A 13,791-nucleotide genomic window follows, 5' to 3' on the forward strand; every position below is an offset into this window, starting at 1 on the left:
ATAGTTTAGATATGAACCATCAGGTGCGCCGGCGGCCGGAAGGTCGGTCAGGACCGCAGCGGTTTCCGGGAGATGATGCGCGATGCCCAGCTACAAGGCACCGGTCGAGGACGTCCTGTTCCTGCTGAACGACGTGCTCGGGTTTCACCGCTACGACAACCTGCGCGGCTTCTCGGACGCCTCTCCCGACGTGATGGAGGCCGTGCTGAACGAGGGCGCCAAGCTCGCCGAGACCGTGCTGGCCCCGCTGAACGCCGTCGGCGACCGGGAGGGCTGCACCCGGCATCCGGACGGCAGCGTCACGACACCGAAGGGATTCAAGGCCGCCTACGACGCCTACGCGCAGGGCGGCTGGATGGGGCTGTCGATGCCCGAGGCCTATGGCGGCCAGGCCCTGCCGCACACCCTCAACAGCGCGATCCAGGAATTCGCCTCGGGGGCCAACCTGGCACTCGGCATGTATCCGGGCCTGACCCAGGGCGCGATGGCCGCCCTGGAGGTGCACGGCTCCGAGGCGCAGAAATCGCTCTACCTGCCGAAGATGGTGGAGGGCGCCTGGACCGGCACCATGAACCTCACCGAGCCCCATTGCGGCACGGATCTCGGCCTCCTCAAGACCAAGGCGGTGCCCAACGGCGACGGCTCCTACAGCCTGACCGGCACGAAGATCTTCATCTCGGCCGGCGAGCACGACCTGTCCGAGAACATCATCCACCTCGTCATCGCCCGCATCGAAGGCGCCCCGGCCGGCACCAAGGGCATCTCGCTCTTCGTGGTGCCGAAGTTTCTGGTCAACGCGGACGGCTCGGTGGGCGAGCGCAACCCGGTTTCGTGCGGCTCCCTCGAGCACAAGATGGGCATCCACGGCAACTCGACCTGCGTCATGAACTACGACGGCGCCAAGGGCTGGCTGGTCGGCCAGGAGAACCGCGGCCTCAACGCGATGTTCGTCATGATGAACGAGGCCCGCCTCGCGGTCGGCATTCAGGGACTGGGCCAGTCCGAGGTCGCCTATCAGAACGCCGTCGCCTACGCGAAGGATCGCCTCCAGGGCCGCGCGCTCACCGGCGCCAAGGCTCCCGAGAAGGCGGCCGACCCGATTATCGTCCACCCCGATGTGCGCCGGACCCTGATGGGCATCCGCGCCTTCAACGAGGCCGCCCGCGCCCTCGTGCTCTGGACCGCGCTGCAGGCCGATATCGGCCATCGCTCGGATGACGAGAAGCAGCGCCAGGCGGCGGAAGACCACATGGGGCTGATGACTCCGGTGGTGAAGGGCGTGCTGACCGACCGCGGCTTCGCCAACGCGGTCGAGGCCCAGCAGATGTTCGGCGGGCACGGCTACATCGAAGAATGGGGCATGTCGCAATTCGTGCGCGATGCCCGGATCGCCATGATCTACGAGGGCGCCAACGGCATCCAGGCCATGGACCTGATCGGCCGCAAGCTGCCCAAGGACGGCGGCCGGGCGATGATGAGCTTCCTCGGCGAGGTCCAGACCTTCCTCAAGGATCACGGCGAGGACGAGGCGATGAAGCCCTACGTCGCGCCGCTCCAGGCCGGGCTCAACGACCTGCAGGGCGCCACCATGTGGTTCATGCAGAACGCCTTCTCCAAGCCCGACAATGCTGGTGCGGGTGCCACCGACTACATGCACCTGCTCGGCCTCGTCGCCTTGGGCTACATGTGGGCCCGCATCGCCAAGGCCGCCCTGGCGCGCCAAGCCGAGGCGCCGTCCGAGGCGATGGCCGCCAAGCTTGTGGTCGGGCGCTTCTACATGGAACGGATGCTGCCGGAGACCGCGACCCGGCTGGTCCGGATCAAGGCCGGGGCCGAGACGACGATGGCGCTTGGCGCCGAGGCGTTTTAGACCGGACCGACAGTCCTTCAGGCTACCGCGTCATTCCGGGGCGCTCGCAGAGCGAACCCAGAATCCAGAACCGCCGACGCGGCAAACCTTGGATCTGTTTGCGGCTCTAGATTCCGGGCTCCGCTTCGCGGCCCCGGAATGACGGAGATACGAGAACGATTTTGAATGCCGTCGCCCGATCGGAGCGACCCAGAGGGAAGCGCGCATGCCCGAGGCCTTCATCTACGATCACGTCCGCACCCCCCGGGGACGCGGCAAGCCCGATGGCTCGCTGCACGAGGTGACCGCCCTGCGTCTCGCCGAAGTGGCCCTGCGGGCGCTCAAGGAGCGCAACGATCTCGACACCCGGCGCGTCGACGACGTAATCCTGGGCTGCGTCGATCCCGTGGGTGAGGCCGGCGGCGACATCGCCCGCGCGGCCGCCCTGGTGGCCGATTACGGCGATCACGTTCCGGGCGTGCAGATCAACCGGTTCTGCGCCTCGGGCCTCGACGCGGTGAACTTCGCCGCCGCGCAGGTCATGGCCGGGCAGCACGACATGACCATCGGCGGCGGTGTCGAATCCATGAGCCGCGTCGGCCTCGGTGCCTCTGGCGGCGCCTGGCCGGTGGATCCCGCCATCGCGATCAAGTCGTGGTTCATGCCCCAGGGCGTGTCGGCCGATCTCATCGCCTCGAAATACGGTTTCAGCCGGGACGATTGCGACGCCTACGCGGTCGAGTCGCAGAAGCGCTCCGCCGCCTCCTGGGCCGAGGGCCGCTTCGCCGATGCCGTGGTGCCGGTGCGCGACATCAACGGCATCACCTTGCTCGCCACCGACGAGCACATGCGGCCCTCGACCGACATGCAGTCTCTCGGCCAGCTCAAGGCGTCCTTCGTCCAGATGGGACAGATGGGCGGCTTCGACGCGGTCGCGGTCGATGCGCATCCCGATGTCGAGACCGTCAACCACGTCCACCACGCCGGCAATTCATCCGGCATCGTCGACGGCGCGGCCGCGGTGCTGATCGGCTCGGCCGAGGCCGGCAGCGCGGCTGGCCTGAAGCCCCGCGCCCGCATCCGCGCCTTCGCCAATATCGGCTCGGACCCCGCCCTGATGCTCACGGGGCCAGTGGACGTGACCAGGAAGGTCCTGGCCCGCGCCGGCATGAGCCTGTCCGACATCGACCTGTTCGAGGTCAACGAGGCCTTCGCCGCAGTGGTGCTGCGCTTCCAGCAGGCCTTCGATGTCGATCCGGCACGGATCAATGTCTGCGGCGGCGCCATCGCGATGGGCCATCCGCTGGGCGCCACCGGCGCCATGATCCTCGGCACCGTCCTCGACGAACTGGAGCGCACCGGCAAGGAGCGCGCCCTGGTCACGCTTTGCATCGGCGCCGGCATGGGCACCGCGACCATCATCGAACGGGTGTGAGCGGGGCGGCGATCCGGGATGCGGCGGGTTTGGCGAACACCGGGCCGTGACCACGCGGATGCGGGAGTCGCCTCCCCAAGGGGGGCCAAGTGGGTTAGACGGCGGCGCCCGCCGTCGCTCGACGATGGGCTCACAAGCAAGAAGCTTCCGAAAAACTCCGAGGACACGCCACGATGACGCGCCTGCTCGCCACCCTCTGCCTGACCACGGCCCTGTGCCTGCCGATCGCCGCCCGCGCCGATGATGCGGCCGATCGGGTCGCCGCTGCCAAGGACCTGGTTCAGAAGACCACGCTCAAGAACCTGGAAGTCGGTTTCTCGGCGGCCCTCGAAAAGACCGTGGCGCCGATGAAGGAAGACAAGGCCGAGGCGGTCCGCAAGGAGATCCGCGCCGAGTTCGACAAGCAGCGCGAGACCATGCTGGATGGCCTGTCGAAGGCCTATGCGGAGAAGTTCAGCCTCGACGAGTTGAAGCACCTCTCCGAGATCTACGGCGACAAGACCTACCAGAAGTTCCAGGCGGTGAACGCCGATCCGGCCTCCACGGTGACGGCGGTCTCGCAGGCTTCGGTCACCAAGCTCCTCAACATGCTGGCGATCGCGTCGGCCGGGGATTCGCAAGGCACCGGTGCGCCGGGCGCGCCGATGCCGATGCCGGCGCGCTGAGGCGGAAAGGCGGGCGTCCCGATGGCCGGCTCAAGCCACTTGCGCGCGGGGGAGCCCGCCCCCGGAAGAGCCGGTCATTGCCAAACCGGTCATTGCCAAACCGGTCATTGCAAAGCGGGTCTCGGGGTGCCTGCCACCGGGAAGCCGGACACCTGCGGCAGCGCTTCGAGATGGGGCTTGGCGAAATGGTAGCCCTGGAACAGATTCGCTCCGAGGCTCCGCAGGGTGTCGAGTTCGGCCGCCGTCTCGACACCCTCGGCGATCACCGCAATGCCCAGCGAGCGGGCGATGCCGATGATGCCCGCCACGATGATCTGGCGGCGCTGATCGCTGTCGATGCCGCGCAGGAGGTCCATGTCGATCTTGATCAGGTCGGGCTGAAAATTCGCCAGCAGGTTCAGCCCGGCGAAGCCGGCGCCGAAATCATCCAGGGCGGTCAGGAAGCCCTGGCGGCGGTACTCGGCCACGATGCGGGTGACATGGGCGGTGTCGCGGAACTTCTCGTTCTCGGTGAACTCGAACATGATCCGGTCATGGGCGAAGCCGGCCTTGCGCGCCGCCTCCAGGGACGAACGAATGCAGGCCGCCGGCTCGTAGACCGCGTTCGGCATGAAGTTGATCGACAGCCGGGTCGCGTCGTCGGCCGGGAACAGACGCCCGGCCAGTTCGATCGCCTTCACCCGCGCCGCCTGATCGAAGCGGTAGACGGTCTCGGGCGTCACCCGCCCGAGAATCGAGGCGGCGGATTCTCCGCCCGCGCCACGCACCAGGGCCTCGTAGCCCCAGACGCGCTGTTCGGCGAGGTCGAGGATCGGCTGGAACGCCATGGTAAAGCTGAAGTCGAGTTCGGCTCCTTCGCTGCAGCCCTTGCAGCCGATCCGAGCGGTCATGGTCTTGTCCTGTCCCAGCAGCATGCCCCCCGGCAATTCGGCATGCATCCGCAAGTTTTGACATTGGCTTAAGCGCGCAAGCCAAAGCCGCCCACCGGTCACGAATCCGAGGATCAGCGATGAATCTCACCAATTTCCGACTCGAAACCGATGCCGATGGGATCGCGCTGGCGACCTGGGACATGCCGGGCCGCTCCATGAACGTCTTCACCGACGCGGTGATGGATGAATTGGGTCAGATCATCGACGCCGTGGTGGCGGATGCCGCCATCAAGGGCTGCGTCATCGTCTCGGGCAAGGACAACTTCTCGGGCGGCGCCGACCTGACGATGCTGCAGGGCCTCGGCCGCGCCTACGAGGCGCTGAAGGCCGAACGTGGCGAGGAGGCGGCGATGCGCCACTTCTTCGACGAGTCGCGCAAGCTCACCCTGGTATTCCGAAAGCTGGAAACCTGCGGCAAGCCCTTCGCAGCGGCGGTGAACGGCATCTGTCTCGGCGGCGCTTTCGAACTGGCATTGGCCTGCCATCACCGCGTGCTCTCGGACGACCCGAAGACCCGCGTCGGTCTGCCGGAAATCAAGGTCGGGTTGTTCCCGGGCGGCGGCGGCACCCAGCGGGTGGCCCGCCTGATGCAGACCGGGGACGCCCTGCAGATGCTGTTCAAGGGCGAGCAGATCCGCCCCGCGATGGCCAAGAACATGGGCCTCGCGCAGGAGGTCGCGCCCAGGGACGAGATCGTCGCCAGGGCCAAGGCCTGGATCGCCGCCGGTGGCTCGGCCGTAGCCCCCTGGGACCAGCCGAAGTTCAAGGCGCCCTCCGGCAAGGTCTACTCGCCGGCCGGCATGATGATCTGGCCCCCGGCCAACGCCATCTATCGGCGCGAGACGCACGACAACTACCCAGCCGCGAAGGCGATCCTGGCCTCGGTCTACGAGGGCTTGCAGCTGCCGATGGATCAGGCCCTGCGCGTCGAGAGCCGCTACTTCGCCCATATTCTGCGCACCAAGGAAGCGGCGGCGATGATCCGCACGCTGTTCCTCTCGATGGGTGAATTGAACAAGGGCGCGCGCCGCCCGAAGGACGTGCCCGCCATGGTGGTGAAGACCGTCGGCGTCGTCGGCGCCGGCTTCATGGGCGCGGGCGTCGCCTATGTCTCCGCCAATGCCGGGATGGAGGTGGTGCTCGTCGACCAGTCGATCGAGGCGGCCGAGAAGGGCAAGGCCTACGCCCACAAGCTCGTCACCGACCAGATCAACAAGGGCCGGGCCAAGACCGCCGATCGCGACGCCCTGTTGGGTCGCATCCGCACCAGCGCCGACTATGCCGATCTCGGCGCCTGCGACCTCGTCATCGAGGCGGTGTTCGAGGACCCGAAGGTCAAGGCCGAGGTCATCGCCAAGGTCGAGGCCGCGATCCGGCCGGAGACGATTTTCGCCTCGAACACTTCGACCCTGCCGATCACCGGGCTTGCCAAGACGTCGTCCCGGCCGGAGCAGTTCGTCGGCATCCATTTCTTCTCGCCGGTGGAGAAGATGATGCTGGTCGAGATCATCAAGGGTGACCAGACCGGCGACGCCGCGCTGGCCACCGCCCTCGATTACGTCCGGGCGATCGAGAAGACCCCGATCGTCGTCAACGACGCGCGCGGCTTCTTCGCCAACCGGTGCGTCGGCGCCTACCTGCTCGAGGGCCACACCATGCTCAACGAAGGCATCCCGGCGGCGATGATCGAGAATGCCGGCCGCCAGGCGGGCATGCCGGTCGGCCCGCTCTCGCTGACCGACGAGGTCGCGGTCGATCTCGCCCTGAAGATCGTCAAGGCGACGGAGGCGCAGCTCGGCGCCGACAGCATCGACCCGGCCCAGAAGGCGCTGCTCACCACCCTCGTGGAGGGCGAGGGACGATTGGGGCGCAAGAACAAGAAGGGGTTCTACGATTACCCCGAAGGCGCGCCGAAGCGCCTGTGGCCCGGGCTCACCGCCCTGCAGGCGACCAAGGTCGATCCCGACGCGGTGGATTTCATGGAGCTGAAGCAGCGCCTGCTGGTGGTGCAAGCCCTGGAAGCCGCCCGCACCGTCGGCGAGGGCGTGGTCACCGATCCACGCGAAGCGGATGTCGGCTCGATTTTGGGCTTCGGCTTCGCCCCCTTCACCGGCGGCGCCCTGTCCTACATCGACTTCATGGGCGCGCAGGCCTTCGTGACGCTGGCGCAGGGGCTGGAAGCCAAGCACGGCCCGCGCTTCGCCGTGCCGCAAAACCTCCTGGACATGGCCGCCCGGGGCGGCACGTTCTATGGCGACGCGGCGGCGAAGAAGGCGGCGTAGGCCGCAGACTACCGCCCGGCATATCTCCGGGCGGACCCCACGACGGGTGAGGCGGACGCCGCGCCTCACCCCGATGAAGTTGCCGTCATCCGAACCCGCAGCACTGCGACGTCGTCGTGGTTGCTCGACAGAAGGTCGGTGATGTCGCCATCGAGCAGAGCCTTCACGTGGCGGCAGCGAGTGCCGTAGCGCCCGGCCATGCAGGTACAGCGCAGGTGCGGCCCGGTGCTGCGATCCTCGAGGGTGACGGCGTAGCGGTTGCCGCTGCTGCCGCGCACCGCGAAGTGCAGGCCTGGCGACGAAGCGGAGCGCGCACCCGCCGCCATCCGGGCGCGGTCCGTAAGCGAGCCCGGGCGGCTCGGGGCGCGCGCGGCCGCATCGGGCCCTTCCGGCAACCGAGTGATCGGCAGGTGGATCGCCCGCGCCAGGGCGGGCACGTCCGGCGCGCCGGTCTGCCGCGCGGCGGCAAGCGCGATCTCGGCACAGGCATAGGCATCCTCGCCGGCATCGTGGTGCTCGAAGCGGATGCCGAGGCGCGCCGCCACCTTGCCGAGGCCGCAGCCCTCCTCCGCTGGAAATACCCGCCGGGCGATCTGCAGGGTGCAGAGATAGGCGAAGGCCGGCGGCTGCACGCCATAAGCCGCGAGCGAGGCGCGCAGCACGCCCATGTCGAATCCGGCATTGTGCGCGAGGATCAGGCCGGAGGCGAGGTCAGGCAAAAACTCCGCCATCACGGTGGGGAAGTCCGGCCGGTGGCGCACGTCGGCCGGCACGATTCCGTGGACCCGGATGTTGCCGGGCGAGAAGCGCAGCTCTGGCGGACGGATCAGGCGGGATTCCCGCCGCACCACCCGGCCGCCGGCGATCCAGGCGAGCCCAACGGCACAGGCGCTGTCGCGCCGCTCGTTGGCGGTCTCGAAATCGATGGCGATGACGGTCATGCGGGGGTCGCGGGGGCCTGTCCCGGCCGAACGCAGCCAGGCTCTCGGAAAGATGATCACCGGAGTCTAGGCGCCCGCAATTCCCGGCTCAAGCGCTGGCGACGAGCGCCAGCCATGCCTCCTCGCTGATGACCTCGACGCCGTGCTTCTGGGCGTCTTTCAGCTTGGAGCCCGCGCCCGGGCCCGCCACCACGAGGTCGGTCTTGGCCGAGACCGAACCCGAGACCTTGGCACCCAGGCGCTCGGCGGTGGCCTTCGCCTCGGAGCGGGTCATCTGTTCGAGGCTGCCGGTGAACACCACCGTCTTGCCAGCGAAGGCCGTGGCGGAGGCCGGGGCCGCCATCGGCTCGGTCTTCACTTCGGCGAGCAGGGCCCGGACCGCCGCGTCGTTGTGGGGCTCGGCGAAGAAAGCGATCAGCGAATCCGTCGCCACCGGGCCGATCTCGCCATCGTCGGCGAAGTGGCGATACGCATCGCCGGGGCGCTGCCCGGCCGCCCGCGCCAAGCCCGCCGCGATGGCATCCGCGTCGCCGTAATGGGTCACAAGGCTGGCGCGCTGGGGGGCGGAGAGGCGGACATGGCCTTGCGGCTGCGCCTCGTCCCCCTCGACCGCGTCAACCACCGTCCCGTCGCGGGGAAAACCGAATTCCAGGAGCCGGTCGCGGGTGGTCGGCCCGATGCGCGAGAGCGCGGACAGCTCGATCCAGTCCGGTCCGGCCTGATCGCGGCTCGCAGCCGCAACGCCCTCCATCAGCGCCGGCATGTCGGAAAACCGTTTGGCCAGCGCCTTGGCGGTGGATTCGCCGATGTCCGGGATGCCTAGTGCGAAGAGAAACCGGTTGAGCGGCAGGCTGCGGCGATCCTCCACCGAGGCGAGGAGGTTCTTGATTGCCTTGTCCTCCTCCTCGCCTTTCTTCTTGGTCGGCTTCTTCGGGGCCGGCGCGCCCTCCGTCCGGCGCTCGGCCGAAAGGGCTTCGCGGCGGGCCACGATGGCGGCCTTGAGAGGCTCGAAGTCGAGGCGGAACAGGTCGGCCGGCTGGCGAACCAGCCCGGCCTCGAACAGAACCTCGATATAGGTCTGGCCGAAGCCCTCGAGGTCGAAGCCGTTGCGCGAGACGAAGTGCTTCAGGCGCTCCACTCCCTGCGCGGGACAGATCAGCCCTCCGGTGCAGCGTCGCACGGCGTCGGGCTTACCCGTGCGCGGGTTAATCTCGCGCACCGCCCGGCTGCGGCAGGCGGGGCAGTGGGTTGGAAAGGCGTAGGGCTTCGCATCGGGCGGGCGCTTCTCCAGCACCACGTCCATGACCTTCGGGATCACGTCGCCGGCGCGCTGCACCACGACGGTGTCGCCGACCCGGATGTCGCGCCCGTCGCGGATCGGCTCGCCGTCGGCCCCGACACCTTGGACATAGCCCTCGTTGTGCAGGGTGGCGTTCGACACTACGACACCGCCCACCGTCACCGGCCTGAGCTTCGCCAGCGGATTGAGGGAGCCGGTACGCCCGACATTGATCTCGATGTCCTCGACCACCGTCAGCGCCTTCTGGGCCGCGAACTTGTGGGCGAGCGCCCAGCGCGGCGAGCGCGAGACGAAGCCGAGGCGGCGCTGCAATGCGAGGTCGTCGACCTTGTAGACCACGCCATCGATGTCGTAGCCGAGGCTGGCGCGCTCCGCCTCGATGTTGCGGTAATGCGCGATCATCGCCTCGGCGTCGGGGCACAGCTTCGTCCGGTCGTTGACCGGCAGGCCCCAGGCGCGGAACCGCTCCAGCACGCCATGCTGCGTCCCGTTGAGCGCCGGCACCACCTCGCCCCACGCATAGGCGAAGAACTTGAGCGGACGCGACCGGGTGATCTCCGGGTCGAGTTGCCGCAGCGAACCGGCCGCGGCGTTGCGCGGGTTTGCGAACAGCGCCTTGCCGGCAGCCTCCTGACGGGCGTTGATGGCGGCGAAATCCGCGTGCGAAAGGTAGACCTCGCCCCGCACCTCGCAGACCGGCGGCACGTCGTGACCTGCAAGCCGCTGCGGGATGTCCGACACCGTGCGGGCATTGGCGGTGACGTCCTCGCCGACCTCGCCGTCGCCGCGGGTCGCGGCGGTGACGAGGCGCCCGTCCTCATAGCGGAGTGCGAGCGAGAGCCCGTCGATCTTCGGCTCGGCCGTAAAGGCCAGCGGCTCCGCCTCCGGCCAGTTCAGGAAGCGCCGGACGCGGGCGACGAAGTCGGTCACCTCCTCGTCCGCGAAGGCGTTGCCGAGCGAGAGCATCGGCACGGCATGCCGGACCTTGGCGAATTTCTCGGATGGCTTGGCACCCACCGATGTGCTGGCAGCGCCCGTCCCGGCGAGATCCGGGAACCGCGCCTCGATCGTTTCCAGGCGCCGGCGCAGGGCGTCGTATTCCGCATCCGTAATCTCGGGCGCGTCCTCCTGGTGATAGAGCCGGTCGGCTTCAGCGATCCGCTCGGAGAGATCGGCGTGCTCGGCCCGCGCCGCCTCCGGCGTCATCGTCTCGAGGCTGTCGACGGCGTTGTCTGCGGACATGAAGCGGCTTCGTGGTCGGGTGCGGGGTGCGCTTATAGCAATCGGAAACCGCCGCCGCACGGGAAGAGGTTCCGGCTGACGCACCGCCCTCCACAGCCTGTAACCCGCGCGCGCCGCTGGCGAATGAGTCCCTGGTGCCGTCGCATCGCCGTGACCCGCCTGCCTGCCTGCGACGCCGCGCCGCCTCACCGGGTCCACCCAGACCCTATCTCTTCACGCAACCGATCAACGATTCCGGATCGCCATGCCAGCCCCGCCCGCCTTCTCCGCGCCCTGGCGCGACCGCGCCGGTCGCGTCTCCGGCCTGAAGCTCGCCACCTTCCTGTTCGCCCTGGTGCCGGGCCTTTGGCTCGCGGGCGCCTACGCGGCCGATGCGCTCGGGGCCAAGCCGATCACCGCCCTGCTGCACGGCACCGGGGAATGGGCGGTCCGATTCCTCATGCTGTCGCTGGCGGTGACGCCCCTGCGGCGCGTGGCGAACCTGCCGAAGCTGATCCTGGTGCGGCGCATGCTCGGGCTGACCGTGCTGGCCTACGGGCTGATCCACCTGATGCTCTACGTCGTCGATCAGAACTTCGTGCTCACCAAGGTCGTCACGGAGATCCTGACCCGGATCTACCTGACCATCGGCTTCGTGGCGCTCCTCGGCCTCGTGGTGCTCGGCGTCACCTCGACGGACGGAATGATTCGCCGGCTCGGCAAGGCTTGGCCGCGCCTTCACAGGATGGTCTACGCGATCGCTGTCCTCGGCCTGATCCACTATTATCTCCAGGCCAAGATCGACGTCTCCGACCCGGTGTTCTGGACCGGCGCCTTCCTGTTGCTGATGGGCCATCGCGCCATGCAGCGGCTCCGGTGGCCCACCAACCCGCTGACGTTGCTCGGCTTAGCCCTGGCGGCCGCTCTCCTGACCGCCCTGCTCGAGGCAGCCTGGTACGGCGCGGCCAGCGGCATCCCAGCGAGCCTGGTGCTTGCGGCCAACCTCGACGTTCCGGATACCATCCGACCGGCTTGGTGGGTATTGGCCCTCGGGCTGTGCGTACCGGTGGTCAACGCGGTGCGGGTAGGCCTGGGCGGCAAGGGGCGGGGGGCATCCGGAAAAGCCGCTGCGGGTCCGGTCGCGGAGTCGGCCGCGGCGATGCCCGCGCGCCGGCCGGTGGCTGCCGGCTGAGCCCCGAGCACCCAGAATTTTGCGTGATGATCGTTTCGATCGAAAATTCCCGTCAGCGGCAGGTCTGTTCCAGCGGGATGCCCTCGATGACAAGCCGAGCCGGTCCGATACGCGTTGCGTCGGCTCGGCGCACAGGCGTTTACCAGTGTGGCGCTTGTCGACCCGTCATCCCGCGGGCATGAACCGAACCAGCAACACGCAAGGAACGCCCAGCATGCGCAAGTGGATTGGCCGCGGCCCGCTCGGGGCGTTCGCGCTCGGGTGCCTGCTGATGAGCGATGCGGCTTCGGCGGCCTGCACGCCGCCGGAGGCCCCGTCGACCGCGACGCGTCCGATCAAGCCGACGCTGCCCGCCAAGCCGCCTTGCCTGGACGCAAAGGGTGGATGCCCGGGCTGGGAAGCCTACAGCTACAATGACGCGATCAAGGCCTACAACGTCGAGATCGCCGCGTTCCGACCCAAGCTGGAGGCCTATATCCAGGCTCTGACCAACTACGTGAAGGCGAGCAACGAGTACGCCCAGTGCGAGGTCAAGATTTTCCAGTGAACCCTTGGCGTCGGACCGCGGGTTGACCCCCGCGAGGGGCGATGCCACAGCGCAGCGCAGTTTTTATCCCGCACGCCAGACTGGACGGCCCGATGTCCGAATCCCTCGACCTCCTCGTCCTCGGCAATGCCATCGTCGACCTGATCGCCCAGACCGATGAGGATTTCCTCGCGGCCCAGGGCGTGCCCAAGGGTGCGATGCAACTGATCGATGAGGCGCGGGCCGAGTCCCTGTTCGCCGCCATGGGTCCGGCCACCATCGTGTCGGGTGGGTCCGGCGCCAACACGGCGGTGGGCGCCGCCATGCTGGGCGCCAGGACGAGCTTCGTCGGCAAGGTCCGCGACGATGAACTCGGCGGCCTGTTCGCCCACGATCTCAAGGCCACGGGCGTCCGCTTCCCGATCGCCGCCGCCACCGACGGGCCGGCCACCGCCCGCTGCTTCATCCTGGTGACGCCGGATGGCGAGCGCACCATGAACACCTATCTGGGCGCCTGCCAGGGCCTGTCCCCGGCCGATGTGGACGAGGCGACGGTGGCATCCGCCCGCGTGGTCTATCTCGAAGGCTACCTGTGGGACCCGCCGGCCGCCAAGGACGCGTTCCGAAAGGCCGTGACTATCGCTCACAAGGCCGGAAACGCGGCGGCCCTGACCCTGTCGGATGCCTTCTGCGTCGGACGCTACCGGGAGGAATTCCTGGGCCTGATCCGCGACGGCAGCGTCGACATTCTGTTCGCCAACATGGCCGAATTGCAGAGCCTGTACGAGACCGAGGACGCCGATGCGGCGATCCGGGCGCTGCGCGACGAGAGCGCCGCGCGCGGCAAGGACCTGCTCGGCCTCGTCACCCGCTCGGCCGAGGGCGCCCTGGTGATCCAGGGCGGCGACGTGCAATCGGTCCCCGCCTCCCCGGTGCATGAACTCGTCGACACCACCGGCGCCGGCGACCTGTTCGCCGCCGGCTTCCTTGCCGGTCATGCCCGCGGCCTCGATCACGTCGCCAGCGCCCGCCTCGGTGCGCTGGCTGCCGCCGAGGTCATCCAGCACATCGGCGCCCGGCCCCAACACGACCTGGTGGCGCTGGCCAAGGCCCAGGGCCTGCTCTGAGGGGCTGAAAGCCGAGGTGCCGTCTCTTCGCTCCGCCTGTGTGGGGCGATGATTGCGTCTGAACCGCGCGTGATTCCGGGGCGCAGCAGGCGAACCCGGAATTCAGAGACGCCGACGGTGGGCTATCCAGAGCCGCCGACCGTGGAAAGCCTTGCAATACCAGTGCTTCTGGGTCCCGGGCTCCGCTGAGCGGCCCCGGGGTGACGGCGTGCTCCACGAGCCTTTCCGGCTCGTGGAGCACGCCTGTGCGATCCCCCTGTCAAAGCGGGAGCGACGCGCGTCGCGCGGCGGCCCCCTGGGTAGGGTCGCACAGTTACGGGC

10 protein-coding genes are annotated in these 13,791 nt (G+C 68.5%); 7 read left to right on the forward strand and 3 right to left on the reverse strand.

Features of this window, described 5'->3' with window-relative positions:
- Nucleotides 1-82 precede the first annotated feature (82 nt).
- From ACV7NL_RS22700 to ACV7NL_RS22710, 3 genes are all read left to right on the forward strand, one after another.
- Nucleotides 83-1,870 carry an acyl-CoA dehydrogenase C-terminal domain-containing protein gene (locus ACV7NL_RS22700; protein WP_463356947.1) on the forward strand — a complete coding sequence of 596 codons (1,788 nt, stop codon included), beginning with the start codon at nucleotides 83-85 and terminating at the stop codon, nucleotides 1,868-1,870.
- A gap of 205 nt (nucleotides 1,871-2,075) precedes the next feature.
- Entirely contained in the window at nucleotides 2,076-3,284 is a 1,209-nt protein-coding gene (locus ACV7NL_RS22705) for an acetyl-CoA C-acetyltransferase (protein WP_056486562.1), read from the forward strand.
- A 173-nt stretch (nucleotides 3,285-3,457) separates the two neighbouring features.
- Nucleotides 3,458-3,949: a DUF2059 domain-containing protein gene (locus ACV7NL_RS22710; protein WP_056486560.1), complete on the forward strand. Its 492-nt coding sequence runs from the start codon at nucleotides 3,458-3,460 to the stop codon at nucleotides 3,947-3,949.
- Nucleotides 3,950-4,053: 104 nt separating this feature from the next.
- Here ACV7NL_RS22710 and ACV7NL_RS22715 read toward each other — a convergent pair whose 3' ends face one another.
- Nucleotides 4,054-4,839, reverse strand: a complete 786-nt coding sequence (locus tag ACV7NL_RS22715; RefSeq protein WP_463356948.1) for an EAL domain-containing protein — start codon at nucleotides 4,837-4,839, stop codon at nucleotides 4,054-4,056.
- A gap of 119 nt (nucleotides 4,840-4,958) precedes the next feature.
- Here ACV7NL_RS22715 and ACV7NL_RS22720 point away from each other — a divergent pair, with 119 nt between their 5' ends.
- The gene (locus ACV7NL_RS22720) at nucleotides 4,959-7,163 is read left to right on the forward strand and encodes a 3-hydroxyacyl-CoA dehydrogenase NAD-binding domain-containing protein (protein WP_463356949.1); all 2,205 of its coding nucleotides are present in this window, start codon (nucleotides 4,959-4,961) and stop codon (nucleotides 7,161-7,163) included.
- Between the two features lie 65 nt (nucleotides 7,164-7,228).
- Here the strand turns inward: ACV7NL_RS22720 and ACV7NL_RS22725 are convergent, their stop codons facing one another.
- Both ACV7NL_RS22725 and ligA read right to left on the reverse strand, forming a co-directional pair.
- On the reverse strand, nucleotides 7,229-8,104 hold the full coding sequence (locus ACV7NL_RS22725; protein ID WP_056188541.1) for a 3'-5' exonuclease: 876 nt from the start codon (nucleotides 8,102-8,104) through the stop codon (nucleotides 7,229-7,231).
- Between the two features lie 88 nt (nucleotides 8,105-8,192).
- Entirely contained in the window at nucleotides 8,193-10,646 is a 2,454-nt protein-coding gene (ligA, locus tag ACV7NL_RS22730; RefSeq protein ID WP_463356950.1) for an NAD-dependent DNA ligase LigA, read from the reverse strand.
- A gap of 244 nt (nucleotides 10,647-10,890) precedes the next feature.
- Here ligA and ACV7NL_RS22735 point away from each other — a divergent pair, with 244 nt between their 5' ends.
- From ACV7NL_RS22735 to ACV7NL_RS22745, 3 genes are all read left to right on the forward strand, one after another.
- Entirely contained in the window at nucleotides 10,891-11,817 is a 927-nt protein-coding gene (locus ACV7NL_RS22735) for a protein-methionine-sulfoxide reductase heme-binding subunit MsrQ (RefSeq protein WP_463356951.1), read from the forward strand.
- A 214-nt stretch (nucleotides 11,818-12,031) separates the two neighbouring features.
- The gene (locus ACV7NL_RS22740) at nucleotides 12,032-12,364 is read left to right on the forward strand and encodes a hypothetical protein (RefSeq protein WP_463356952.1); all 333 of its coding nucleotides are present in this window, start codon (nucleotides 12,032-12,034) and stop codon (nucleotides 12,362-12,364) included.
- Nucleotides 12,365-12,456: 92 nt separating this feature from the next.
- On the forward strand, nucleotides 12,457-13,470 hold the full coding sequence (locus tag ACV7NL_RS22745; protein ID WP_463356953.1) for an adenosine kinase: 1,014 nt from the start codon (nucleotides 12,457-12,459) through the stop codon (nucleotides 13,468-13,470).
- Nucleotides 13,471-13,791: the final 321 nt, after the last annotated feature.

This window comes from Methylobacterium sp. Ger2507, assembly GCF_055231875.1.